The 25069-nt window shown below is 63.1% G+C and carries 23 protein-coding genes; 13 read left to right on the top strand and 10 right to left on the bottom strand.

Annotation, left to right across the window (positions count from 1 at the left end; translation table 11 throughout):
- Positions 1–16 precede the first annotated feature (16 nt).
- Both ACK2VC_RS06715 and proC read left to right on the top strand, forming a co-directional pair.
- Positions 17–721: a YggS family pyridoxal phosphate-dependent enzyme gene (locus ACK2VC_RS06715; RefSeq protein ID WP_486732835.1), complete on the top strand. Its 705-nt coding sequence runs from the start codon at positions 17–19 to the stop codon at positions 719–721.
- 1 nt (position 722) lies between these two features.
- The gene (proC, locus tag ACK2VC_RS06710) at positions 723–1535 is read left to right on the top strand and encodes a pyrroline-5-carboxylate reductase (RefSeq protein ID WP_486732834.1); all 813 of its coding nucleotides are present in this window, start codon (positions 723–725) and stop codon (positions 1533–1535) included.
- 27 nt (positions 1536–1562) lie between these two features.
- Here the strand turns inward: proC and ACK2VC_RS06705 are convergent, their stop codons facing one another.
- The 5 genes from ACK2VC_RS06705 to ACK2VC_RS06685 form a co-directional block, all read right to left on the bottom strand.
- The gene (locus ACK2VC_RS06705; protein WP_486732833.1) at positions 1563–1871 is read right to left on the bottom strand and encodes a YqjK family protein; all 309 of its coding nucleotides are present in this window, start codon (positions 1869–1871) and stop codon (positions 1563–1565) included.
- Positions 1872–1893: 22 nt separating this feature from the next.
- Positions 1894–2256: a phage holin family protein gene (locus tag ACK2VC_RS06700; protein ID WP_486732832.1), complete on the bottom strand. Its 363-nt coding sequence runs from the start codon at positions 2254–2256 to the stop codon at positions 1894–1896.
- Between the two features lie 16 nt (positions 2257–2272).
- Complete coding sequence (locus ACK2VC_RS06695) at positions 2273–2590, bottom strand: ElaB/YgaM/YqjD family protein (RefSeq protein WP_486732831.1); 318 nt, start codon at positions 2588–2590, stop codon at positions 2273–2275.
- A 127-nt stretch (positions 2591–2717) separates the two neighbouring features.
- Entirely contained in the window at positions 2718–3581 is an 864-nt protein-coding gene (gene ubiA / locus ACK2VC_RS06690) for a 4-hydroxybenzoate octaprenyltransferase (RefSeq protein WP_486732830.1), read from the bottom strand.
- A 194-nt stretch (positions 3582–3775) separates the two neighbouring features.
- Positions 3776–4723 carry a LysR substrate-binding domain-containing protein gene (locus tag ACK2VC_RS06685; RefSeq protein WP_486732829.1) on the bottom strand — a complete coding sequence of 316 codons (948 nt, stop codon included), beginning with the start codon at positions 4721–4723 and terminating at the stop codon, positions 3776–3778.
- A 271-nt stretch (positions 4724–4994) separates the two neighbouring features.
- Between ACK2VC_RS06685 and ACK2VC_RS06680 the strand changes: the two genes are divergently transcribed.
- The 7 genes from ACK2VC_RS06680 to ACK2VC_RS06650 all read left to right on the top strand — a co-directional run bounded on the left by ACK2VC_RS06680 (position 4995) and on the right by ACK2VC_RS06650 (position 13048).
- On the top strand, positions 4995–5369 hold the full coding sequence (locus tag ACK2VC_RS06680) for an RNA-binding S4 domain-containing protein (protein ID WP_486732828.1): 375 nt from the start codon (positions 4995–4997) through the stop codon (positions 5367–5369).
- Between the two features lie 222 nt (positions 5370–5591).
- Entirely contained in the window at positions 5592–6233 is a 642-nt protein-coding gene (locus ACK2VC_RS06675; RefSeq protein WP_486732827.1) for a TetR/AcrR family transcriptional regulator, read from the top strand.
- 30 nt (positions 6234–6263) lie between these two features.
- A complete protein-coding gene (locus ACK2VC_RS06670; RefSeq protein WP_486732826.1) occupies positions 6264–8054 on the top strand; it encodes an acyl-CoA dehydrogenase C-terminal domain-containing protein in 1791 nt (596 codons plus the stop codon).
- Between the two features lie 113 nt (positions 8055–8167).
- Entirely contained in the window at positions 8168–10567 is a 2400-nt protein-coding gene (locus tag ACK2VC_RS06665) for a 3-hydroxyacyl-CoA dehydrogenase/enoyl-CoA hydratase family protein (protein ID WP_486732825.1), read from the top strand.
- 10 nt (positions 10568–10577) lie between these two features.
- Positions 10578–11000, top strand: a complete 423-nt coding sequence (locus ACK2VC_RS06660; RefSeq protein WP_486732824.1) for a PaaI family thioesterase — start codon at positions 10578–10580, stop codon at positions 10998–11000.
- 17 nt (positions 11001–11017) lie between these two features.
- Positions 11018–12214 (top strand): acetyl-CoA C-acyltransferase, encoded by a 1197-nt coding sequence (locus tag ACK2VC_RS06655; RefSeq protein WP_486732823.1) that lies wholly within the window; start codon positions 11018–11020, stop codon positions 12212–12214.
- Between the two features lie 69 nt (positions 12215–12283).
- Positions 12284–13048, top strand: coding sequence for an enoyl-CoA hydratase (locus ACK2VC_RS06650; protein ID WP_486732822.1), 765 nt, complete (start codon positions 12284–12286; stop codon positions 13046–13048).
- Positions 13049–13178: 130 nt separating this feature from the next.
- On the opposite strand, the gene ACK2VC_RS06645 is transcribed toward ACK2VC_RS06650, so the two are convergent.
- The 4 genes from ACK2VC_RS06645 to ACK2VC_RS06630 all read right to left on the bottom strand — a co-directional run bounded on the left by ACK2VC_RS06645 (position 13179) and on the right by ACK2VC_RS06630 (position 18327).
- Positions 13179–15932 (bottom strand): ATP-binding protein, encoded by a 2754-nt coding sequence (locus ACK2VC_RS06645; RefSeq protein WP_486732821.1) that lies wholly within the window; start codon positions 15930–15932, stop codon positions 13179–13181.
- Between the two features lie 14 nt (positions 15933–15946).
- Entirely contained in the window at positions 15947–16225 is a 279-nt protein-coding gene (locus tag ACK2VC_RS06640; RefSeq protein ID WP_486732820.1) for a hypothetical protein, read from the bottom strand.
- A 4-nt stretch (positions 16226–16229) separates the two neighbouring features.
- Positions 16230–16655: a response regulator transcription factor gene (locus ACK2VC_RS06635; protein ID WP_486732819.1), complete on the bottom strand. Its 426-nt coding sequence runs from the start codon at positions 16653–16655 to the stop codon at positions 16230–16232.
- 100 nt (positions 16656–16755) lie between these two features.
- Positions 16756–18327, bottom strand: a complete 1572-nt coding sequence (locus tag ACK2VC_RS06630; protein ID WP_486732818.1) for a helix-turn-helix domain-containing protein — start codon at positions 18325–18327, stop codon at positions 16756–16758.
- 270 nt (positions 18328–18597) lie between these two features.
- On the opposite strand from ACK2VC_RS06630, the gene ACK2VC_RS06625 reads away from it, so the two are divergent.
- From ACK2VC_RS06625 to ACK2VC_RS06610, 4 genes are all read left to right on the top strand, one after another.
- Entirely contained in the window at positions 18598–19962 is a 1365-nt protein-coding gene (locus tag ACK2VC_RS06625; RefSeq protein WP_486732817.1) for a substrate-binding protein, read from the top strand.
- Positions 19963–20110: 148 nt separating this feature from the next.
- Entirely contained in the window at positions 20111–20986 is an 876-nt protein-coding gene (locus tag ACK2VC_RS06620; RefSeq protein WP_486732816.1) for a branched-chain amino acid ABC transporter permease, read from the top strand.
- Between the two features lie 13 nt (positions 20987–20999).
- Positions 21000–22844, top strand: a complete 1845-nt coding sequence (locus ACK2VC_RS06615) for a branched-chain amino acid ABC transporter ATP-binding protein/permease (RefSeq protein WP_486732815.1) — start codon at positions 21000–21002, stop codon at positions 22842–22844.
- Complete coding sequence (locus ACK2VC_RS06610; protein WP_486732814.1) at positions 22841–23539, top strand: ABC transporter ATP-binding protein; 699 nt, start codon at positions 22841–22843, stop codon at positions 23537–23539. The genes ACK2VC_RS06615 and ACK2VC_RS06610 overlap by 4 nt, the downstream gene beginning before the upstream one ends.
- A gap of 183 nt (positions 23540–23722) precedes the next feature.
- Here the strand turns inward: ACK2VC_RS06610 and ACK2VC_RS06605 are convergent, their stop codons facing one another.
- The gene (locus ACK2VC_RS06605; RefSeq protein ID WP_486732813.1) at positions 23723–24982 is read right to left on the bottom strand and encodes a D-amino acid dehydrogenase; all 1260 of its coding nucleotides are present in this window, start codon (positions 24980–24982) and stop codon (positions 23723–23725) included.
- Positions 24983–25069 lie beyond the last annotated feature (87 nt).

The following is a 25069-nucleotide window of genomic DNA, read 5'->3' as shown; positions in this document are numbered from 1 at the left end:
CAAAAGTGAATTGATTATGTCCTTAGTTGTACGAAACTTGCAAGCCGTGCGTGCCGCCATCGCCTCGGCCGCCGCCGCGGCCGGGCGCGATCCGGCCGAGGTTGCGTTGCTGGCGGTTTCCAAGACCTTCGGCGCCGAAGTGGTGCTGCAGGCGGTGGATGCCGGGCAATTCGCATTTGGCGAAAATTACCTGCAGGAAGCGCTGGAGAAGATGGCTACGGTACGTGCCGCCCGGCCCGATGCCGCGCTGGAATGGCATTTCATCGGCCCGATCCAGAGCAACAAGACGCAGGCGATCGCGACCCATTTCGATTGGGTGCATTCGGTTGAGCGCGAGAAAATCGCGCGCCGCCTGTCGGCCCAGCGGCCCGCGCACTTGCCGCCGCTGAACGTCTGCCTGCAGGTGAATCTGGATGCCGAAGCCAGCAAGAGCGGCGTCGCGCCGCAGCAGGCGTCCCCGTTGGCGCATCTGATCGCGCAACTGCCGAACCTGCGGCTGCGCGGACTGATGGCGATCCCGGAGCCGGCTGCCGAATTGGAACGGCAACGCGCCGCCTTTCGGCGCTTGCGGCAGTTATTCGAACAATTGCGGATCGAGGGTCTGGCGCTGGATACCTTGTCGATGGGCATGTCGGCCGATCTGACGGCGGCGGTCATGGAAGGTTCGACCATGGTGCGCGTCGGCAGCGCGATTTTTGGAGCGAGAAACTATGCAAGCTAATATGAAAATCGGATTTATCGGCGGCGGCAACATGGCAAGCGCCTTGATTGGCGGCCTGGCCGGCCGTCTGGTTGGCGCCGACCGGATTCGCGTGGTCGACCCCAATACCGAGGCGCTGCGCAAGCTGGAGCAGCAGTTCGGCATTGGCACGGCGCCGCAGATCGACCCTGGCCTCGCCGCCTGCGAGGTGATCGTGCTGGCGGTCAAGCCGCAGCAGATGAAGACGGTCGCCGAGCAATTGCGGCCACATCTCGACACGCAACTGCTGCTGTCGATCGCGGCCGGCATTCGCGCCGCCGACCTCTCGCGTTGGCTCGGCGGCTACCGCGCGATCGTGCGCAGCATGCCAAACACGCCGGCGCTGATCGGCCAGGGCATCACCGGCATGGTGGCCATGAGCGGCGTGGCGGACCCGCAGCGGGCGGCGGCCGATGCGATCATGCGCGCGGTCGGCGCCACGGTATGGCTGGATGACGAAAACCTGATCGATGCGGTCACCGCGGTGTCCGGCAGCGGCCCGGCCTACGTGTTTTATTTTCTGGAAGCGATGCAGCAGGCGGCGCTGGAGCTGGGCTTGAGCCAGGAGCAGGGTACGGCGCTGGCGATCGCCACTTTTGGCGGCGCCGCGCAACTGGCGGCGCAGTCGTCCGAGCCGCTGTCGGTGCTGCGCGAGCGGGTGACGTCAAAGGGCGGTACCACCTATGCGGCATTGAGCAGCATGGATGCCGGCAATGTGAAAGGGGCGATCGTGACAGCGATCAAGGCGGCGGCGGCCCGCAGCAGGGAATTGGGAGAGGAATTCGGCCGCGCCTAGCGACTGCATCATGCGCGGTTTGCCGATTCAGCGGCGCGGCACCCCGAGCCATTTGCCGACAAGTGGCGCCACCAGGCGCCAGCCGCGCGACACCGCCAGGCCGGTTTGCACCAGCGTCAGCAGGCGCCGCGGCTTGACCAGGAACAGTCCGCCGGCCAGCGCCAGGATCAGGGCGGGATTGGTGCGCAAGCGGTCCAGGATGCGCATGCCGGTATCGACCGTTTCGAACGAGCGGCCAAGGCGGATCTTCTGGATCGCCAGCGCTTCGCGCTGCAGCGCGCAGCGCGCCTGCAGGCGTTGCCGGCGTTGCGCGAGGAGTTTCAGGTGGGAAGTCATCGAGAAGCCATGCGTGCCGGGGTCATGGCGAATTCAGGGCATCGACATCTTTCGCCATCTCCGCCAGCGTATGCGCCAGCAGGCGCGACTTGCGGCGGTAATTGCTGCGCACGGCGAGCACGATGGCGATCGCCGCCAGCGTGAAAAAACCGATCAGGCTCAGCAGCACCGGTATGCGCTGGGTATCCCAATACAGCACCACGATCAGCAGAATGGCGAGCAGTACGGCAATGCCGAAACAGGCCATGGCGGCCAGCGACAGCAGCAGATAGAAAAAATAGCGCAGCGCCTCTTCTTCCAGCTCCACCGTCAGCAATTCCACCCGGGTCTGCAGGGTGGCGATAAAAGTCGACAGCAGTCGCGTCGCCGAATCGATAATCGCCATGCTTATTTGTATCCCATTATTTGCGCCCGATGATCAGGCCGACCAGCAGGCCGGCGCACAAACCGATGCCGGCCGCCTGCCATGGATGATCCTCGACGAAGCGGTCGGTGGCCTGCACGGCCTGCTTGCCGGATGAGGTCAGGCGCTGTTCCAGCCGGGCCAGCTCGCGCTTGGTGTTTCTCAGTTTGCGCTCGAACTGGGCGATGGCGGTCTTGTAGCCGCGTTCGGTGTTTTGCTCGGTGTCGCTCAACAACTGCTCCGCCTCCTGGATGACGGCGCGCAGATCGTCCAACAATTTGTCTCTGGCGTCACCCGCTTGCTGCGTGATGTTCATAAGCGCTCCCGGAAAATGGATGTGCGTTTATTGGGTTTATTGGTTCAGATAGTGAATCTTGCCGCCGAATTCCTGATTCGAATAAACATTGTCAGTGTGAACGTGATTCTTGTCAAAAGGCGAAGCCTTATGTTGCCTGCCGCAAACCGTAATCGAGCACGATGCCGGCAAATAGCGCCGCGCCCAGCCAGTTGTTGTGGCGAAAGGCGGCGAAACAGCGCATGCGTTCGCGCCCGCGGATCAATTGATAGTGATACAGGGCGCAGCCGACCGCGATCGCCAGGCCCGCGCCGAACCAGCCGCGCAAGCCGTGCTGCCAGCCGACCACGAACACGATGGCGAAGGTGATGCCGTAGCACAGCATGACGATCGCCACGTCGTAGCGGCCGAAGGTGATCGCCGAGGAACGCACGCCGATTTTCAGGTCGTCGTCGCGGTCGACCATTGCATACTCGGTGTCGTAGGCGATGGCCCAAAAAATATTCGCGGCCAGCAGCAGCCAGGCCGTAAGCGGCACCGAATCGGTGACGGCGGCGAATGCCATCGGAATGCCGAAACCGAAGGCAATTCCGAGATAGGCTTGCGGGATTGCGAAGAAGCGCTTGAAATACGGATAGCTGGCCGCAATCAGCACCGCGCACACCGACAACTGCTTGGTCAGCGTATTGAGCGGCAGGATCAGTGCCAGCGACAGCAAGGCCAGCACGGCGGCCACCATCAACGCTTCCCAGGCGGCGATGCGACCGCTGGTCAAGGGCCGATCGGCGGTGCGCTTGACATGAAGATCGACGGCGCGGTCGGCGTAATCATTGATGGCGCAGCCGGCCGAGCGCATCAGGATGGTGCCGAGAGTGAATATCGCGACCAGCTTCCAGTCCGGTCGGCCGTTCGAGGCGAACCACAGCGCGGCCAGCGTCGGCCACAGCAGGAGCAGAATGCCGATCGGCTTGTCCAGCCGCACCAGGCGAATATAGAGTTGCAGGCGCTTCATCCGATTGAATATATTGCATTGCAAAAATGAATTATAAGGGCCGGCGGTTCGGTTTAAGTTGTCGTAACGGGGACTGAAATATCTGTTGACTACCATCGGTTTTTCTGGGGGCCGACAAGTCAATTGGAAATCCCGGCTGCGGCTGGCCTGCTGGCGAGTGCGACGGCATCCGCGTTAAGCGGCGGTAGCCGCGCCTAAGCCGTTTCGAGTGCCGGTTCCTGCAGCATCGTCACGCCGCGCAGGCCGCAGTCCCGTACTGCACGGTGCACCGCCTCGATCGCGGCGGCGCGGGTGAAGCTCTTGCGGTAGGCGATCACGACCCGGCGCGATGGTAGCGGCGGCGCAAACGGGACGTAGCGCAGCATGCCGTCCTTGGCCTCCATATCGGGCACCGAAGCCAGCGGCAGCACCGTGATGCCGATGCCGGACGCCACCATGTGGCGGATGGTTTCCAGCGACGAGCCTTCGAAGGTGCGCGCGATGCCATCGCCGGTGGTCGAAAAGCGTGACATTTCCGGACACACTTCCAGCACCTGGTCGCGGAAGCAATGGCCGGTGCCCAGCAGTAGCATGGTTTCGGATTTCAGCTCGTGCGCGCTGATTTCGCTGCGGTTAGCCCACGGATGGTGCTTCGGCAAGGCCACCACGAACGGTTCATCGTACAGCGGCTGCAGGACCAGCCCTTGATCGGGGAAGGGTAGCGCCATGATGGCGGCATCCAGCTCGCCCTGGCGCAGCAGTTCCAGCAGCCGCACGGTGAAGTTTTCCTGCAGCACCAGCGGCATCTGCGGCACTTGTTCAATCATGGTCTTGACCAGTGGCGGCAGCAGGTAGGGCCCGATCGTATAGATGATCCCGAGACGCAACGGTCCGACCAGCGGGTCCTTGTTCTGGCTGGCGATTTCCTTGATGGCGGCGGTTTCTTCCAGCACGCGCTCGGCCTGGTCGATGATCCTGGCGCCGAGCGGGGTGACCGATACCTCGGCGCCACCCCGTTCGAAAATGACGACACCCAGCTCGTCTTCCAGCTTCTTGATGGCCACCGACAGGGTCGGCTGCGCCACATGGCAGGCTTCCGCTGCGCGGCCAAAATGCTTTTCGCGGGCGACGGCGACGATGTATTTGAGTTCGGTCAGAGTCATGTCGGCATCTTCGCATACAGCGCTTGAGGCGTCAGCAGCCACCGATGAATTGGCGGCGGCGGTTCTGAACTATCATGGTGCCTTGCAATGACCAAGGAGCCAGCGCTTTTATCCGTGCCTTCCAGCATGCAACACCACGCCGGCGTCAGCCATCTGGAAAACGCCATTGTTATCCGATGGGAAACATGAATGTTGTCATGCACTCGATTGGTTTGAATCGGCTGGGGCAAGCCGTTACCAGATGCCTCCGGTTTTCGGGAATGACGGCCTGATGGATGCGGTTCGCCTTGACAAATGGCTGTGGGCGGCCCGCTTCTTCAAGACCCGGGCCCAGGCCGCGCTAGCGGTGGACGGCGGCCAGGTACGATGGAATGGCTGCCGGGTCAAGCCGGCGCGCAATCTGGCGCCGGGGGCGGTGCTGCTGATCGACAATGGCGCCAGCCAGTGGGAAGTGACGGTGCTGGCATTGGCCGGCCAGCGCGGACCGGCCGCCGCTGCGCGCGCCCTGTACGCGGAGACCGGCGCCAGCCTGGCGCGCCGCCAATTGGCTGCCGAGCGCGGAAAGCTCCTGCAGGAACCGGCGGCCGCGCTCAAGGGGCGCCCGACCAAGCGCGCCCGGCGGCAACTGGATCAGACCCGGGGTTGATATGATGGCAGTTTTTGTTGCACAAGCCGGCGCCCGTCTTCGCTGCGATTGTCTCCCGCAAATAGAATCGCCCCTCTAAGTTCGGGTTTGACATTTATAGTGGGGTGCATAATAGTACGAGCGTTCGCATCCGCTTCCGATGCAGCGCCCCGGCCCCGTGTTTTGTAAATTTTTACAGGAAACAACGTGGTGTATAACCTGCCCGATTCGACCCAGAAATGTATGCGCAAAGGTGAAATGACGCGCGCCATGATTCTCGACGTGGCACTCAATCTGGCCAGCCGCGATGGCCTGGAAGGGCTGACCATTGGCTTGCTGGCGGAACGAATGCACATGAGCAAGTCTGGCGTGTTTGCGCATTTCGGGTCGCGCGAGGATTTGCAGATCGAGGTGGTCAAGCTGTATCACCAGCACTTCGAGCAGGAAGTGTTTTATCCGAGTATGAAAGAGCCGCGCGGGCTGCCGCGCCTGCAAGCGATGTTCGCGCGCTGGATCAAGCGGGTTACGGTCGAAATCGCCTCCGGCTGCATCTATATCAGCGGCGCGGTCGAATACGATGACCGGCCCGGCGCGATCCGCGAGGAACTGGCGGCGATGGTGCGTACCTGGCAAGGTGCCCTGCGCCGCTGCGTGTTGCAGGCGGTGGAGATGGGGCACTTGCGCGCCGATACCGACGCCGGCCAGATGGTCTATGAAATGTATGGCCTGGTGCTGGCGCTGCACCACGATGCGCGTTTCCTGAAAATGCCCGGCAGCACCGAACGCGCGCAGATCGGCTTTGAACGTCTGCTCGAAAGCTATCGCAATCCTTTGCCGGCCGCCGGCCGGGCAAGCGGCCGGCCGTCCAGAGCCGCCAAAAAATAAACCAATCCCATTCTTTGTCAGGAGAAAACCATGGGTCAATATGTCGCCCCCTTGCGTGACATGCAGTTCGTGCTGCACGAATTGTTGCAGGTCGAACAGGAATTGAAGCAGTTGCCGAAACACGCGGAGATCGACGCCGGCGTCATCAATCAGGTGCTGGAGGAAGGCGCCAAGTTCACCGCCAACGTGCTGTTCCCGCTGAATCACTCGGGCGACCGCGAAGGCTGCCACCTGAACCGGGAAACGCATGAAGTGACGCCGCCCAAGGGCTTCAAGGAAGCCTACCGGCAGTATGTGGAAGCCGGCTGGCCTTCGCTGTCCTGCGACCCTGAATACGGCGGCCAGGGCTTGCCGCTGGTGATCAACAATTCGTTCTACGAAATGCTGAATTCGTCGAACCAGGCCTGGACCATGTACCCGGGCCTGTCGCACGGCGCCTACGAATGCCTGCACGAACACGGCACGCCGGAACAGAAGGCGCTGTACCTGCCGAAGCTGGTATCCGGCGAATGGACCGGCACCATGTGCCTGACCGAGCCGCATTGCGGCACCGACCTCGGCCTGCTGCGCTCGAAGGCGGAGCCGCAGGCGGACGGTTCGTACAAGCTTTCCGGCAACAAGATCTTCATTTCGGCCGGCGAGCACGACATGGCGGCCAACATCCTGCACCTGGTGCTGGCGCGGCTGCCGGAGGCGCCGGCCGGTACCAAGGGTATTTCGCTGTTCCTGGTGCCGAAGTTCCTGCCGAATGCGGACGGCACGCTGGGCGCGCGCAACCCGATCTTTTGCGGCGCGCTCGAGGAAAAGATGGGTATCCACGGCAACGCCACCTGCCAGATGAACCTGGACGGCGCCACCGGCTGGCTGATCGGGCAGCCGAACAAGGGCTTGAATGCAATGTTCGTGATGATGAATGCGGCGCGCCTCGGGGTCGGCATGCAGTCGCTCGGCCTGACCGAAGTGGCCTACCAAAACGCGGTGGTATATGCCAAGGACCGCCTGCAGATGCGCAGCCTGTCGGGCGTCAAGGCGCCGGACAAGCCGGCCGACCCGATCATCGTCCATCCGGACGTGCGGCGCATGCTGCTGACCGCCCGCGCCTATGCCGAAGGCGGTCGCGCGTTCTGCTCGTATATCGCCTTGCAGATCGATCGCGAACTGAATCATCCGGACGAGGAAGTGCGCAAGGAGTGCGCCGACGAAGTCGCGCTGCTGACGCCGATCGTCAAGGCCTTCCTGACCGACAACGGTTGGATTTCGACTTCGGAAGCAATGCAGGTGTATGGCGGCCACGGCTTCATTGCCGAATGGGGCATGGAGCAGTACGTGCGTGATTCCCGCATCAACATGATTTACGAAGGCACCAACACGATCCAGTCTCTGGATCTGCTGGGGCGCAAGATCCTGATGGACAACGGCGCCAAGCTGCGCAAGTTCGGCGCCAAGGTGCAAGCCTTCGTCGAGGAAAACGGCACCGACGAAGCGATGTCCGAATTCGTCACGCCGCTGGGCGACCTGGGCGACAAGCTGACCAAGCTGACGATGGAAATCGGCATGAAGGCGTTCCAGAACCAGGATGAAGTCGGCGCCGCCGCGGTGCCGTATCTGCGCGTGGCCGGGCATCTGGTGTTTTCCTATTTCTTTGCGCAGATGGCGAAGATCGCTCTGGCCAAGCAGGATTCCGGCGACAGCTTCTACAAGGCCAAGCTGGCGACCGCGCGTTTTTACTTTGCGCGCCTGCAGCCGGAGACTGCGATGCTGATTCGTCAGGCGCGCTCGGGCAGTGCCAGCCTGATGGCGCTGGAGGCCGATCTGTTTTAATCGTTCTCCAACATACTCCTGTTGGTGCGTGCCAGTTTCGGCCGTCAACATGATGAAAATTGAAGATACCCAATGGTGCGCGGCGCGCGCCTCATGTCTAAAGGATTAACCCCATGTCCAATTTCATCGTTAAAAAAGTCGCCGTGCTGGGCGCTGGCGTGATGGGCGCGCAAATCGCCGCCCATTGCGTGAATGCCAGGGTGCCGGTGGTGCTGTTCGATTTGCCGGCCAAGGAAGGTCCGAAGAATGGCATCGTGCTGCGCGCGATCGAGAACCTGAAAAAACTCAGCCCGGCACCGCTCGGCAACAAGGAGCATGCGGCATTGATCCAGGTTGCGAATTACGAAGACAACCTCGACATCCTGGCCGGCTGTGACCTGATCATCGAGGCGATCGCCGAGCGCATGGACTGGAAGCATGACCTGTACAAGAAAGTCGCGCCGCACATCGCGCCGAACGCGATCTTCGCCTCCAACACTTCGGGCCTGTCGATCACTGCTCTGTCCGAAGGCTTCGGTGCCGAGCTGAAGGCGCGCTTTTGCGGCGTGCACTTCTTCAACCCGCCGCGCTACATGCATCTGGTCGAACTGATCCCGACCGCCGCCACCCGTCCGGAAATCCTCGACCAGCTGGAAGGTTTCCTGACCACCACGCTTGGCAAGGGCGTAGTGCGCGCCAAGGACACGCCGAACTTCATCGCCAACCGGGTCGGCATCTTCGGCATGATGGCGACCATGTACGAGGCGCAGAAATTCGGCCTGTCGGTCGACGTCGTCGACGACCTGACTGGCGCCAAGCTGGGGCGCGCCAAGTCGGCCACCTTCCGCACCGCCGACGTCGTTGGCCTGGACACGATGGGCCACGTGATGAAGACCATGCAGGACAACCTGCAAGCGGACCCGTTCTATCCGATCTACCAGACGCCCGAGATCCTGGGCAAGCTGATCGCCGCCGGCGCGCTGGGCCAGAAAACCGGCGCCGGCTTCTACAAGAAAATCGGCAAGGACATCCTGCGTTTCGATGCCGAGAAGGGCGATTACGTGCCGGGTGGCGGCAAGGCCGACGACCTGGTCAACCGCATCCTGAAGGAAAAGGACCCGGTCAAGAAAATGAAGGCGCTGCGCGAATCGACCAATCCGCAGGCGCAGTTCCTGTGGGCGATCTTCCGCGACACCTTCCACTACATCGCGGTGCATCTGGAGTCGATCGCCGACAATGCGCGCGACATCGACTTTGCGATGCGCTGGGGTTTCGGCCAGAAACTGGGCCCGTTCGAAAGCTGGCAGGCGGCCGGCTGGAAGCAGGTGGCTGAATGGATCAAGGAAGACATCGACGCCGGCAAGGCGATCTGCAGTGCGCCGCTGCCGGCCTGGGTATTGGATGGCCCGGTTGCTGAAAATGCGGGCGTGCATGCGGCTAATGGCTCCTGGTCGCCGGCGCAACAGGCGTTTATAGGCCGGTCGCAGTTGCCGGTGTATCGGCGCCAGGCATTCCGCGCGACGATCCTGGGCGAAGCCAGCCCGAGCGGCGCGACCGCCGGCACGACCGTGTTCGAAGACGAGTCGGTGCGCATCTGGCATCAGGACGACGAGGTCCTGATCCTGTCGCTGAAGACCAAGATGCACGTGATCGGCCAGGGCGTGATCAACGGCATGGCCAGGGCAATCGCCGAAGCTGAACAGAACTACAAGGGGCTGGTGATCTGGGGCGCCGATGCGGCCGAAGGCGGCGCCTTCTCGGCCGGCGCCGACCTGCAATCGATGCTGCCGGTGTTCATGTCGGGCGGCATCAAGGCGATCGAGCCGGAAGTGGCGAAACTGCAGCAGGCGCATCAGGCGCTGAAATACGCGAACGTGCCTGTGGTCGCCGCGGTGGCCGGCCTGGCGCTGGGCGGCGGCTGCGAGCTGATGATGCATGCGGCCAGGCGTGTGGCCTCGATCGAGTCCTACATCGGCCTGGTCGAAGTCGGGGTCGGCCTGATCCCGGCCGGCGGCGGCTTGAAGGAGGCGGCGCTGCGGGCGGCCCGCGAAGCGCGCGGCAACGACATCCTGCAATTCCTGAAGAACTATTTCATGAACGCGGCCACCGCCAACGTTTCGAAGTCGGCGCTGGAAGCGCAGAAGATGGGTTACCTGGCGGCCGACGACGTGATCGTGTTCAACCCGTACGAGCTGCTGCATGTGGCCAAGGTCGAGGCGCGCGCGATGTTCGACGCCGGCTACCGGCCGCCGCTGCCGGAGCAGGTGCCGGTGGTCGGCCGCTACGGCATGGCGACCATCATGGCGCAACTGGTCAACATGCGCGATGGCGGCTTCATCTCGGCGCACGACTACAAGCTGGGTGCGATGATCGCCGAGATCGTGTGCGGCGGCGAGGTCGAGGAGGGCAGCCTGGTCGACGAACAGTGGCTGCTGGATCTCGAGCGCCGCGCCTTCATGGAATTGCTGAATCATCCGAAGACGCAGGAGCGGATCATGGGCATGATGCAGACCGGCAAGCCGGTTCGCAACTGAGGCCGCCGTCATGGACATGCTCGGCATGGGCCGACAGGTGCTGGCGACGCAACCGTTCAGCCAACTGCTGGGTACGGTACTGAGCCGCTTCGACAGCGAGGGCACCGAACTGCGGATTCCGCTGGGGGATGCGCTGAAGCAGCAGCACGGCTTCGCGCATGGCGGCGTGCTGAGCTATGCGGCCGACAATGCGCTGACCTTCGCCGGCGGCGCCGCGCTCGGCACCGGCGTCGTCACCTCGGAATACAAGATCAACTACGTGCGTCCGGCGGTCGGGCAGGAATTGATTGCACGTGCCGCCGCAGTGCATGCCGGCAAATCGCAGGCGGTGTGCCGTTGCGACGTGTTCGTCGTGAATGACGGTAAAGAAGCGTTATGCGCGATCGCGCAAGGCACGATAGCTCGGCTTCCCGCCGCGCCGTCGGTCGAATGAATCAGGAGAATTTCAAAATGACACAACAACTTCAAGACGCATACATCGTTGCCGCCACCCGCACCCCGATCGGCAAGGCGCCGCGCGGAATGTTCAAAAATACCCGGCCGGACGACCTGCTGGTGCGGGCGCTGCAAGCAGCGCTGGCACAGGTGCCCGGTCTCGACCCGAACACGATCGAGGACGCGATCGTCGGCTGCTCGTTCCCGGAAGGCGCGCAGGGCTTGAACCTGGGTCGTATGGGCGTGCTGCTGGCGGGCTTGCCGAAAACGGTCGGCGGCGTCACCGTCAACCGCTACTGCGCCTCCGGCATCACGGCGGTGGCGATGGCGGCCGATCGCATTCGCGTCGGCCAGGCCGATGTGATGATCGCGGCCGGCGTCGAATCGATGTCGATGGTGCCGATGATGGGTTTCCACCCGTCGATGAACATGGGCATCTTCAAGGATGAGAACATCGGCATGGCCTATGGCATGGGCCTGACCGCCGAGAAGGTGGCGCAGCAATGGAAAGTCTCGCGCGAGGCGCAGGACCAGTTTTCGCTGGAGTCGCACCAGAAGGCAATCGCTGGCCAGCAGGCCGGCGAGTTCCAGGACGAAACCACCCCATTCGAAATCATCGAGCGCACGCCGAACCTGGCCACCGGCCAAGTCGAGATCAGCCGTCGCACGGTCGATCGCGATGAAGGCGCGCGCGCCGATTCCAGCCTGGAAGCGCTGGCCAGGCTGAAGCCGGTGTTCGCCGCCAAGGGCAGCGTCACCGCCGGCAACAGCTCGCAAACCTCGGACGGCGCCGGTGCGCTGATCCTGGTCAGCGAAAAGATTCTGAAGCTGTTCAACCTGACGCCGCTGGCGCGCTTCGTCTCGTTCGCGGTGCGCGGCGTGCCGCCGGAAATCATGGGCATCGGCCCCAAGGAAGCGATTCCGGCAGCGCTGAAGGCCGGCGGCCTGACGCAGGATCAGATCGACTGGATCGAGCTGAACGAGGCGTTTGCGGCGCAATCGCTGGCGGTGATGCAGGACCTGAACCTCGATCCGGCCAAGGTCAATCCGATCGGCGGCGCGATAGCGCTCGGCCATCCGCTGGGCGCCACCGGCGCGATCCGCTCGGCCACCGTGGTGCACGGCTTGCGCCGCCGCAACCTGAAATACGGCATGGTGACGATGTGCGTCGGCACCGGCATGGGCGCCGCCGGCATTTTCGAACGCATGTAACGACTGCAATCGAACCAGATGAAGCCGTATGGCCGCAGGCTGTACGGCTTTTGATTTTTTGGAGAAGACATGGATATCCTGATCAGCAAAAACGACGGCATTCTGGCGATCGAGTTCAATCGCCCGGACAAGAAAAATGCGATCACCGCGGCGATGTACCAGGCCATGGCCGAGGCACTGAAGGAGGCCGAAGGCGACAGCGCGATTCGCGCCATCCTGATTTCCGGCAAGCCGCAGATTTTCACCGCCGGCAACGATTTGCAGGACTTCATGCGCAATCCGCCAGCCAGCAGCGACAGCCCGGTGTTCCAGTTCTTGTGGCAGATCAGCCATTCGGGCAAGCCGATCGTGGCGGCGGTGGCCGGCGCCGCGGTCGGCATCGGCACCACGCTGCTGCTGCATTGCGACCTGGTGTACGCGGCTGACAACGCGCAGTTTTCGCTGCCGTTCGCGCAGCTCGGCCTGTGTCCGGAAGCCGCCTCCAGCCTGCTGCTGCCGCAGATCGCCGGCTACCAGCAAGCGGCGGAAAAACTGCTGCTGGGCGAAGCGTTCGGAGCCGAGGAGGCGCAGCAGATGGGCCTGGTGAACCGGATTTTGCCGGCCGACCAATTGTTGCCGTTTGCACAGCAACAGGCGGCCAAGCTGGTGGCGCTGCCGGCGGCCTCGATCCGCCTGACCAAGGGCCTGATGAAGAGCGGCCAGAGCGCGGCCGTGGAGGCGCAGATGGCGACCGAAGGAAAACATTTTGGCGCGATGCTGGGTGCACCGGAAGCACGCGAGGCGTTTACCGCTTTCTTTGAAAAACGCAAGCCGGATTTCAGTCGCTTCGCCTAAGGGTGGCTCTGGGGCCACACCGGAAGTGATGGGGTATGTGGGCTAAACCAAGCCTGTCTGCCAGCAATTTATATTACTTGCAGGCAGTATATGGGCTTGACATCGGCCTGCGTCAAACCGGCTGTGGATCTTAGCGCCGCCGCTCCGATTGGCGAGTCCGCGCCGGCGGCGGTGCGGTGTCGCTGTTGGCGAGCGCCAACTGGATCCGGAAGCAGGCGCCGCTGGCCCCGCCCGGCATCAAGTCCAGGCTGCCGCCCAGGCGCCGCATGATTTGCCAACTGATGGCCAGGCCGAGCCCGGCGCCCTGCGTGGCGGAGCGGGTGTGGGCCCAGCCGCGCGCGAATTTCAGGAAGATTTTTTCGCGTTCTTCGGGCTGGATGCCGGGGCCGTTGTCTTCCACCAGCACCTGGTATTGGCCACCCTCGACCCGGCTGCTGACGCGCACGAATGGCTGTTCGCTGGTGTTGTACTTGATCGCATTCGAGATCAGGTTGATGAACACCTGGTTCAGGCGGTCGCGGTCGCCCTGCACGGTGACGCCGCGCGCGCGCGGGCCTTGCAGCAGCGGCAGGCGGGAACTGGAGGCCAGTCCCTGGCAGACGTCAATCGCCTTGTCCAGCGCCTGTTCGGGATCGATCGGCGCCAGCGGCCAACTGCTCTGCTCGCCCTCCAGCAGCGACAGGTCGAGGATGCCGTCCAGCAGGCGCGTCATGCGGATGCTTTCCTCGTGGATGATGTGCAGGAAACGCTCGGTCTGCTGGCGCGGGATATCTTCCGTCTCTAGCAGGATTTCGGACAACGAGCGGATCGAGGTCATCGGCGTGCGCACTTCGTGGCTGACCTGGCTCAGGAAATCGTCCTTCTGACTGTCCAGCAAGGTCAGGCGGTCGTTGGCGTCCTTCAGTTGGCCGGCGGTGGCTTCCAGCAGGCGCGACTTCTGCTCCAGCAGCTGGCTGTAGTCGCGCATGCGCTGGGTTTCGTCGGCAATCTTCATCAGCTCGTAGAGGCTGATGGTTTCGCCGATCACCACCTGCGAAATCAGCGCGCGCGCCGAGGCGGCGCCGATGCTGCCGGCCAGCTTGCGCTCCAGCTCGGAGATGAACGTGTCGTCCGCCAGCGATTGGTCGGGCATTGGCCCGTACCGTCGCTCCGCTTCCTGGAACAACTGGTAGGCCTCGTCCGGCCCCAGGATGCGCTGCGCCAGGATGCTCAGGTCGGAGCGGGTGGCGGAGCGGTTGACAAAGCGCGAGACGTCGGTGACCGGCGTACGGAAGACGTCGACGAACAGCGTGCTCTGCAGCCGTTCCAGCGGCTTCTGGCCGCGCACCAGCGATACCAATACCAGCAGCGAGATGTTGATCGACATGCTCCAGAAGGTGGCGTGCACCAGGGGCGGCAAGCCCTCCAGCCCGAACAGCGCCTGTGGCCGCAGCAGCGATACTCCCCACGGGCCGAAGCCGATATCGCTTCCGGTCAGGATGAAGCTGCCACGAAAGCTCGGCAGGAATAGCGTGTAAGTCCAGACCAGGAAGCCGCCCAGTACCCCGGCCATCGCGCCGCTCGCGGTCGCCTGGCGCCAGTACAGGCCGGCGATCAAGGCCGGCAGGAACTGGGCGACGCCGACGAAGGAAATCAGGCCGATTGAAGCCAGGGCTTCGGATTGCGCCGAGAGCCGAAAATCGAGGAAGCCGAGCAACAGGATCAGGACGATGGAAATGCGCCGGCTGTTGAGCATAAAACGCCGGATATCACCGCTGGCGTCCAGCGCCACCAACGGCAGGCGCAGCGCGATCGGCATGATGATGTGGTTGGAGATCATGGTCGACAGCGCAATCGAGCAGACGATCACCATCGAGGTGGCGGACGAGAACCCGCCCAGGAAGGCCAGCAGCGCGATTGCGCCCTGGCCGGCCCACATCGGCAGTGTCAGCACGAACATGTCCGGATTCGAGCCTTCCGGCAGATGGTCCAGGCCGGCAATCGCGATCGGCAGCACGAACAGGCAGATCAGCAGCATGTACAGCGGGAACATCCAGGAGGCGGTGCGCAGGTGTTGCTCGTTCGGGCACTCGACGATCGTCATCTGGAACTGGCGCGGCAGGCAGATCACTGCGGCGGCGGCCAGGAAGGTTTGCGTGATCCAGGAGGAGCCGAACACGTCGGCATAGTGCAGATTGGCCGGCGGCGCGTGGCCGAAGGGTTCGGTCAGGCCGTTGTCGATGCCGAATACCACCAGCAGGCCGACCGCCATCAGCGCCACCAGCTTGACCACCGCCTCCACCGCGATCGCCGCCACCACGCCGTGATGGCGCTCGTTGGCGTCGATGTTGCGGGTGCCGAACAGGATCGTGAAGAAGGCCATGCCGGCGGCGATCCAGAAGGCGATGCGAAAATCCGGGTTGCTGTGCGGAAATCCGGACAGTACGTCGCTGCCGCTGTTGCTGATGACCTGGAAGCTGGCGGTGACCGCCTTCAGCTGCAGCGCGATGTAGGGCGTCACCACGATCACCGCGATCACCGTGATCAGGGCCGCCAGGCTGCCGCTCTTGCCGTAGCGCGAGGAGATCATGTCGGCGATCGAGGTGATGTGGTGGATGCGGCCGATGCGCACCATCTTGCGCAGCAGCAGCCACCAGCCGACGAACACCAGCGTCGGGCCGGTGTAGATGGCGATGAACTCGATGCCGTTGCGCGCCGCCGAGCCGACCGCGCCGTAGAAGGTCCATGACGTGCAGTACAGCGAGATCGACAGCGTATAGACTACCGGCGATTGCAGCCAGCCGACATTGCCACGGCGGGCGTAGATGTCGCCGACGAAGGCGACCGCGAACAACAGCGCCACATACACGAGAGAAATGAAGAGGACGACGTTGGCGCTCAGCACGGCGTCGAGTCCGCTTAACTGTGATGCGGGTCGAGCTCGGGCCGCGGCTGCGGTTCGGCGTTGCCCGCCTCCTCGCTGCGGCTGGGGTCGAGGCGTCGCGCCAGCAGCGCGGCGCAGACGATCAGCGTGATCCAGACCCCGAACACATAGATCACGATCAGCGGCACGCCGGCCAGATCGAGGCCGCGCGCGAATAGCGTGATCACCGGCGGCATCAGCAGGAACAGGCCGAACAGCGGCAGCGCCGTCGCGGCGTCGGACGCGGTGCGGGAGTCGTGCGGCCGGGGTTTCATGCGACTAGCGGCCTGGCACGGCCGGGCCCCCGACGGGTCTATCTTGGGCGGCGGCCGTCGACGCGGCGGGACAGAGACGGCCGATCTGGTCGATGATGTCGCGATTCGAGAACGGCTTGGTGATGAAGGCGTCGGCGCCGATTTCCTCCGCCAATTGCCGGTCGTGCGCCTGGCCCTTGGCCGACAGCACCAGCACCGGCAGTGAGCTCAGCACGCTATCGGCCTTGACCAGCTTCAGGACATCGAAGCCGTTCAGCTTCGGCAGCATCAGGTCGAGAATCATGATGTCCGGCGGATCGCCGCGCAGGCGGCGCAACGCCGCCTCGCCGTCCGCCACCGACGACACGTCGTAGCCGGCCCGTTTCAGGATGAAGGTCAGCGATTCGACAATATTCGGTTCATCTTCAGTAATCAGGACCCTTGCAGTCATGCTGTCTCCGATGTGGTTGCGGGCTCGGCGGCCTTCGCTTCTTGTGGCGGGAAGTTTAACACCACCGGCGGGGGCGGCCAAAACGCGCCGCTGGCCGGCGTCAGGCGTTGATGATCGGATCTTCCTCGCGCGACGCGCAGTTGCGCCGCACGCACAGGCGGCAGGTCGGGCCGACCGGGGTGGTCGGCGCCGCCGACGACAGGTCGAGGCCGTCGCCGTAGACGATCTGGTCGGCATGGATCGATTCGCACACCAGCATGATCGAAATCAGGTGTTTGGCCGCGGCGAAAGACGGCAGTTGCTTTTCCACCGCGCAGGCGATGAAGAAGTAACGGTCGCCGGTCGGGAACTCGGCCAGCTGGCGCACCATCGTTCCCGGCGTCTGGAATGCACGATAGACCGCCCACAGCGGGCAGGCGTTGCCGTAGCGCGGCAGCGACATGTAGGGTAGGGGAAAACGCTTGGTGACGTAGCCGGCCGGGTCGGAACGCATGAAGCCGAAGCGGATCCCCTCGCGCCCGGGTTTTTTCAGCGTCACCAGCCGATGGCAGACCTGCTCGAAGCTGGCGCCGAATTTGTGGCACAGGTAGTCGATGTCGTAGCGCGCCGACACCGCCGCATCAAGGAAATCGTCGTAGGGCAGCAGCACGGCGCCGGCGACATAGGCGTACAGCGCCCGCTCTGCGCGGCGGCGCGCGGCCGGGGTCGAGAGCAGCGGTGAGGCGGCGATCTCGGCGCCAATCAGTTCGCCGCATTCCAGTTGCGCCGCCAGGCGCGCCAGCTCGAAGCGGCGGGTCGCAGCCGGCGCGATATCCAGCAGCACCAGATGCCGCCGTTCGAAGTCATAGTGTGCATGGGCGCGCGGGTCGGCCGCGCTCTGGCCCAGGATCGGCTCGATGGTTGCCGCCACCGCGTGGCGCCGCCGCAGGTAGTCGATCAGTGCGCTCTCGACATGGCCGGGAGCGATGCCGGTGGCGGTGCGGATGCCGGTTGCGGCCTGCTCCAGGTACGGGAAGTGGTTTTCCTTTTCCTGGATGAAATCATCCACCTCCTCCACCGGCGTCACCGAGCGGGTCGACGAGCGCGCGCGGTCGAAAAAACCGGCCAGCGCCTGCGCCACGTCCGCCAGCCGCGCGCTTTCGGCCGCGATGATCGAGAGGAAACGCTTTTGCTCGGCCGCATCCAGCTCGTCGATGTTTTCCAGGATCTCGGACGAGGACCGGATTGCCGCGACGTTGGTCAGCATGCTGTGGATGGCATCGCCCAGAAACGGATCCTGGTTCAGGCGGTCGGACAGCGCCGTCACCGCCTCGTTGCGGTCGTGATAGGCGCGGTGCAGCATGACCAGTGCCTGCGCCCACTGCGGATGCTGGCTGGCGAAGTCGCCGGCGGCTGCCGGCGCCAGTTGCAGCGGGCTGAAGATCGATTCGCCGCTCAGTTCGGCCAGGTCGTTGACCAGCCGCCGTTCGGCCGCGCCATCGAACAGATCGACCGCCACGCCCAGTTCATCGGCGATTTTCTTCAGCAATCCGCCGCCGATATTGCGTTTGTTGTTTTCGATCAGGTTCAGATAGGAAGCGGAAATGCCGATCCGTGCCGACAGGGCCGCCTGGGTAATGCCGAGCGCGCGGCGCCTGTCGCGAATCTTGAATCCAATCACGGTGTGAGGCATGCATGTCCCTGTGGGTAGTCGTTTCTATTGCACTGCAATGTCAAATATTTACAAATTAATGCCGTTTGTAAATCGAATATTTACAAAAATAGCGCTTTGTGTCAATGACTTACGTTTTTATCGACAAAAATTGCGCAACGGCCATTTTTTTCTGCTACCTTAGTAACCAGTTGGAGGGGCTCGATGAGCCGCGGCTTGGCAGGGGAAAAATCCACCGTCAATCGCAGGAAGAGGAAGAAATATTTTCAACCAACCGAAGTGAGGAGACGCATGTCGGACTTCAAATTAAAAAACGGGACGACGCCCGCTGTTTCGCGCCGTGATGTGCTGCATATGGGCGCAGGCGTGGCTGGTGCGGCGCTGCTTGCGGGTTTTGGCAACGTCCGCTGGGCCTACGCCGCGGACAAGCCGGCGATCGGGACCTGGCCGGCCGGTTCGCAAGGTGACACGGTCTACGTCGGCGCTGCCGTACCTCTAACCGGCACCTATGCGGTGCAAGGGGCGGACGAGCGCAAGGGCATGGAACTCGCCATCGAGCACATGAATACCAACCACGAGTTGATGAAGAAGCTGGCGCCGAAGGTGAATCATGGCCTGCTCGGCAAGAAGGTGGGATTCCTCTCGGCCGACTCCGCTGCCAAGCCGAACCAGGCGTTGCAGGTTCAGCAGACTTTCATCAACCAGAACAAGATCATCATGATGACCGGCTCGACTTCGTCGGCCGTGGCGGTCGCGCTGAACAAGTTCGCGCAGCGCGAAAAAATCATTTATCTGCCAGGGATTTCCGGTTCCAACGACACCACCGGCAAGGACTGCGTACGCTACGGCTTCCGCCAGGGTTTCTTCGGCGAAATGGCGGCCAACGCGATTGGCCCGGTGCTGGTGAAGCAATTCGGCAAGAACCGCAAGGCGGCGTTCATGACGCCGGACTATACCTACGGTCACACCACCACGAAGTCGGTCAACGACTATCTGACCAAGGAAGCCGGCTGGACGATGGTGACCAACCAGGTGTCGCCGCTCGGAACCCAGGATTTCAGCCAATACCTGACCAATATCGCCAACTCCGGCGCCGAATTCCTGATCAACGTCAACTGGGGCCGTGACGCCGTGTTGTCGAGCCAGCAAGCCAAGCAGTTCGGGCTGCTGCCGAAGATGACGCTGGTGATTCCTTATCAGATTCCGTTCCTGGCCAAGGAAGCTGGAGTGGACATCACGGCTGGCGTTTTTGCCGCGACCGATTTCTGGTGGACGCTGGAGGACAAGTATCCGCTGGCCAAGCTGTTCGTCGATGCATTCCATAAGAAATACGGCTATCGGCCGGAATGGGGCGCTGAGAACGGTTATGTCAGCTTCGCCCACTGGGCGCGTATGGTCACGGAAGCAGGCAGCTTCTATCCGCCGGATGTCATCAAGCAGTACGAGAAGGGTGAAACCATCCCGTCACTGCTTGGCGACGTTCACTACCGGCCGCAAGACCACCAGTGCATACGTCCGGTCGTCCTGGTTCGCGGCAAGGCGAAGAAGGACATGAAGAACGACGAGGACTTCTGGGAGGTGCTCGACGTCGTGCCGGGTGACAAGGTGATCCAGCCGGCGGATGCGTTCGGCTGCAAGCTCGGCGACTATACCTGACAGTCTGACTCCCCGGCTGCAGGTCTGGCCGGAGAGTGACTGTCCATGCCCTCCATCCTCTCCGGTGGCGGGCATCCACATCCCCGGCGGGCCGTTTGCCGCCGGTACGAACAACGGTCGAATCGATCCACCATCAGGGTAGGACAGCGTGATCAACTGGGCTAATTTCATATCGCAATGTTTCAACGGGCTGGTGCTGGGCGCGCTCTTGGCGCTCATTTCCTCCGGCCTGACGATCATTTACGGCACCTTGGGCGTGCTCAACCTGGCGCATGGCGCGATGTTCATGCTGGGAGGGTATGCCGGCTGGGTGGCTTTCACCTATTCCGGCTCCTTCGTTGTCGCCGTCGTCGTTGGCGCACTGTTTGTCATGCTGGTGGGGGTGGTGACGGAACGGCTGATCATCCGCCATTTCTATGCGCGGCCGGCTGAAGACCAGCTTCTCGTCACCTTCGGCCTCGCCATCGTCTTCGTCGAGGCGGTGCGCTTCGGCTTCGGCAGTCTGTCGAAGACGGTGCCACCGCCGGGGCCGCTGGTGGGGATCACTCAGCTCGGCTTCATGGTCTATCCGACGTATCGGCTGGCGCTGCTCGGCATCGTCACGGTGGCGCTGCTGGCGCTGTACTTCGTGCTTTACCGAACGCGGATCGGCATGATCGTGCGCGCCGGGATCGAGGATTCGGTGATGGTCGATTCGCTCGGCATCAACGTCTACCGGATCTTCATGCTGGTGTTCGGCATCGGCGCCATGGCGGCCGGTTTTGCCGGCATCGTCAACGCGCCGGTGGTGTCGATCGCGCCCGACGTCGGCGAGGCCATCCTGGTACAAACCTTCGTGGTGGTCGTCATCGGCGGGGTCGGCTCCTTCCCGGGCGCGGTGCTGGGGGGGCTCATTGCCGGCGAAATCATCAGCATCACCTCGATGTTCGATCCGGCCTATTCCTATGTCATGCTTTTCATCGCGATGACGCTCGTGCTGGTGCTTCGTCCCCGAGGACTGCTCGGCACTGCGGGTCGTGAATAAACGCCATCTACCAATGCTCAAACAACGCCCTTTCCTCGTCGAAATCATCACGATCCTGGCCCTGATCGCGGTGCCTTTCGTGCTGCCTCATCTCGGCTTTACGCCGACTACGATCAACCGCATCCTGATATGGGGGTTGGTCGGCATCGGCTTTGACCTCTTGTTCGGCTACACCGGACTGCTTTCGTTCGGCCAGTCGGCCTTCTTCGGCAGTGGCGGCATGTTCGCCGCCTATCTGCTGACGCAGACTCCTTTCACCAATACGATCGGCGCCCTCATTCTGGGCACGATCGTGGCGGGCATCATCGGCTACCTGGTCGGTCTGGTTGCGCTGCGGCGCACCGGTATCTATTTCGCCATGATCACGGTGGCGATCGCCGAGGTGTTTTTCTTCGTCGAGTTCAACCCGTTGTCGGCCTATACCGGTGGCGAGAACGGCCTGCCCGGCGTGCCGACCCCGAACCTGAGCCTGGGCTTCACGACCCTCCAGTTCGAGAGCAACTGGTCGATGTATGTGTTCTTCGCGTTCTGGTACTTCGTCGGGCTGGTGATCGCGCTGCGCATCGTGCGTTCGCCGTTCGGTCTGATCCTGCGCGCGATTCGCGACAATCCGCGGCGGGCGCAGGCACTGGGGCACAACATTCACGGCTACAAGCTGGCCGTTTTCGTAATCGCTGCCATGTATTCGGGCTTCGCCGGCGGCCTGCTTGGCATGATGCAAGGCTTCATGCCGCCAGACGCCTTCATGTTCGCAACCTCGGGCGAGATCGTCATGCAGACCGCGATCGGCGGCGCCGGGACGCTGTTCGGGCCGTTGCTGGGGGCGGCGGTATGGCTCTACCTGAGCGACTTTTTCCAGACCACGCTGAATCTCGGTTCCTCATGGAAACTCGTCCTCGGCATTGTGTTCGTGCTTCTGATCTGCTTCTTGCGCCGTGGCCTGGCCGGTGCCATCGCCGATCTCTATCATTTGGTATGGGGCGACAAGAAGGCGGCCGGACAGGAAGCCAGCCCGGCGCCGGTAGCAGCCGCCGTGCCGGCATCCGCCGCGGCGGCGGCGGCGACGATCCGCCATAATCCGGGCGGCAACAAGAGCGGCCCCATCCTCCAGGCTTCGGGCCTGTCCAAGCGTTACGGTGGCCTGGTCGCCAACAGCAATATCGATTTCACCGTCGATTATGGGGAAATACGCGGGGTCATCGGACCGAACGGTGCTGGCAAGAGTACCTTTTTCAACATGCTGACCTGTGAGATCGTGCCGACCTCAGGCAAGATCGTGTTCGAGAATCGGGACATTACCGTCATGGGTGTGGCCGATGCCTGCCAGCTCGGACTCACCAAGAGCTACCAGATCAACCAGTTGTTCGAGCGGCTCACCGTGCGGCAGAATCTGACGATTGCAGCGCTCGGCGTGCTGCGGGGGAAATTCAAGCTCGATCTGTTCAAGAGCCTGCCCAAGGTCGCGGGGCTGAATACACGAGTCGAGAGCACGGCGGCGCTGGTCAATTTGACGGCGCGGATAGATACACCTGTTTCCGAACTTGCCTACGGCGAGAAGCGGCGGCTGGAGATCGGGATGGCGCTCGCCACGTCGCCGAGCCTGCTTCTGCTCGACGAACCGCTGGCCGGCATGAGCCCACAGGAGCGCGTCGAAACGGTGGCACTGTTGAAGTCGATTGCCGTGGGCCGTACCATGATCGTCATCGATCACGACATGGACTCGTTGTTCGAATTGGTCGAGAAAATTACCGTATTGCAGGAAGGCAGTGTGCTGGTCGAGGGATCGCCCGAGGAAATCAAGAGCAATCCCAAAGTTCAGGAAGCCTATCTCGGCGGCATACATGGAGAGGTGGTATGAGCCTGCTCGAAGTCAGCGGTCTGAATAGTTACTACGGGGATAGCCACATCCTGTTCGATGTGTCGCTACGCGTCGAGAAAAACGAGGTGGTGGCGCTACTCGGCCGGAACGGCGCCGGCAAGTCGACCACACTCAAGAGCTTGATGGGCGTCGTGAGGCCCAAGGCCGGCAATATCAGGCTCGATGGAGAGGAACTCGTCGGTCAAAAACCGCATGCCATTGCCAGGATCGGGATGCAACTCGTTCACGAGGAACGACGCATCTTCGGCAGCCTCAACGTGGAAGAGAACATCATCCTCGCCGGACTGACGGCCGACAACAAATGGCCACTGGAACGCATCTACGGCATGTTCCCGCGCCTGAAGGAGCGGCGTACCAGCCGCGGCACCGACCTTTCCGGCGGCGAGCAGCAGATGCTGGCGATTGCGCGCGCGCTGGTGCGCGATCCCAAGATCGTCCTGCTCGACGAGCCCTTCGAAGGGCTGGCTCCGGTCATCGTGCAGGACCTCGTGCGCATCTGTCGTGATCTGGCGAAAGCCGGCCAAACCATCGTCCTGGTCGAACAGAATCTTGCGGCGACGTTGACGCTGGCAAGCCGCGTCTACATCCTCAACAACGGCCACATCGTCCATGAAGGCCCGGCCGCCGAGCTCAAGAACCAGCCAGACGTTCTGCAGCGCTATCTTGGGGTGTAGGCGTGACGGGAAGGGGCTTCGAATCGGGTAAGGGCGCCCGGCCGCGGCGCTTTGCCTGCATCGCTTCATAACGGGTAATCGCGACGGCTCGGTGCGATCGCACTCCTGCTGCCGGCGCACTGCCAGCCATGGCGGTGCGCCGGCATTTTTTTTCGGCCGGCGCGGTGCCGGCTGGCGGCCCGGTTACAACTGGAATGGTGCGGCATCGACTGCGGTTGGCGCGCCGGCTACTTGTTGCGCCAGCAGCGCGGCACTGCCGCAGGCCAGGGTCCAGCCGAGCGCGCCATGGCCAACGTTCAGATACAGGTTTTTAATCGGCGAACGGCCGATGATCGGCACCCCGGTCGGCGTCGCCGGGCGAAAACCGGCCCACGGCTGCAGCGCCGCCGTATCAGGCCAGTTGGCATGCGCCGGAAACAGCTCGCGCATGCCTTGTACCAACTCCCCGATTGCGCGCGGCGGTATGCCGGGGTCGCGCCCCACCAGTTCGACCCGGCCGGCGACCCGCAGCCGTTGGCCCAGGCGCGCGTATACGATCTTGCGCGACAAGTCGGTGATCGACACCTGTGGTGCCGTTTGCAGTGTCGCCTGTTGCAACGGCACCGTGATGCTGTAGCCCTTGAGCGGGTAGATCGGCAACGAAAAGCCAGTCTGCCGGGCGAAGGCCGGGCTGTCGGCGCCAAGCGCTAGCACGAAGGCGTCGGCATGTAACTCGTCGGCGCCGGCCAGCACCGATTGCAGCCCGCCGTTGCCGACCGTCGGCCGGCTCACCGCGCTGGAAGGCGCAAAGCAGAAATCAGGATGGGCCAGCATCCGCTCCAGCAATCCGCGGCAAAACAGTGCGCAATCGCCGACCTCCTCGCTCGGCGTATAGACGCCGCCGGCCCAGCGCCGGCTGCCGGCAGCCAGCGCCGGTTCGATTTCCAGGCAGCGCGCGGCGTCCAGCACGCTTTGCCGGCAGCCCAGTTCGGCCTGGAATGCAACCTGCCTGCGCGCGCCGTCCAGCATGGCCGGATCATCGAACATCACCAGCTTGCCGGCGGTGTGGTGATGGAAATCGAACGGCAGGTCGGGGAGCAGAGCCGCCAACTGGTCGCGGCTGAAAAACGCCAGGCGCAGCAACTCCTCGGTGGTGCGGCGCGCCCGCTGCCGGGTGCAAGCCGCCAGGAACTGCAACAGCCAGCGCCATTGCGCCGGGTCCATCTGCGGCTGCAGTGTCAGCGGTGAAGTGGCGCTGAACAGATATTGCGGCCAATGGCTCCAGACCGAAGGGTCGGCCAGCGGCGCCACATAGGAATAGCTGAGTTGGGCACCATTGCCGAGGCTGGCGCCGCTGCCGGCCTGCGGCAGTGCATCCACCAGCGTGATTTGATGGCCGGCGTCCAGCAGCCAATAGGCCGAAGTGACGCCGATTACGCCGGCTCCCAGAATGCAGATATGCATGAAGTAGTCTCGTGAACGGTTGACGGCGGACAGGTTTGCGCCGGTCGCCGCTGTGGCGGCCTGTGCGCTTGCCTGGGAGCGCTATTG

Source organism: Herbaspirillum sp. WTB6 (assembly GCF_057457785.1).
The sequence above is the reverse complement of the archived record's forward strand: the minus strand, read 5'-3'. Positions and strand labels throughout refer to the sequence as shown.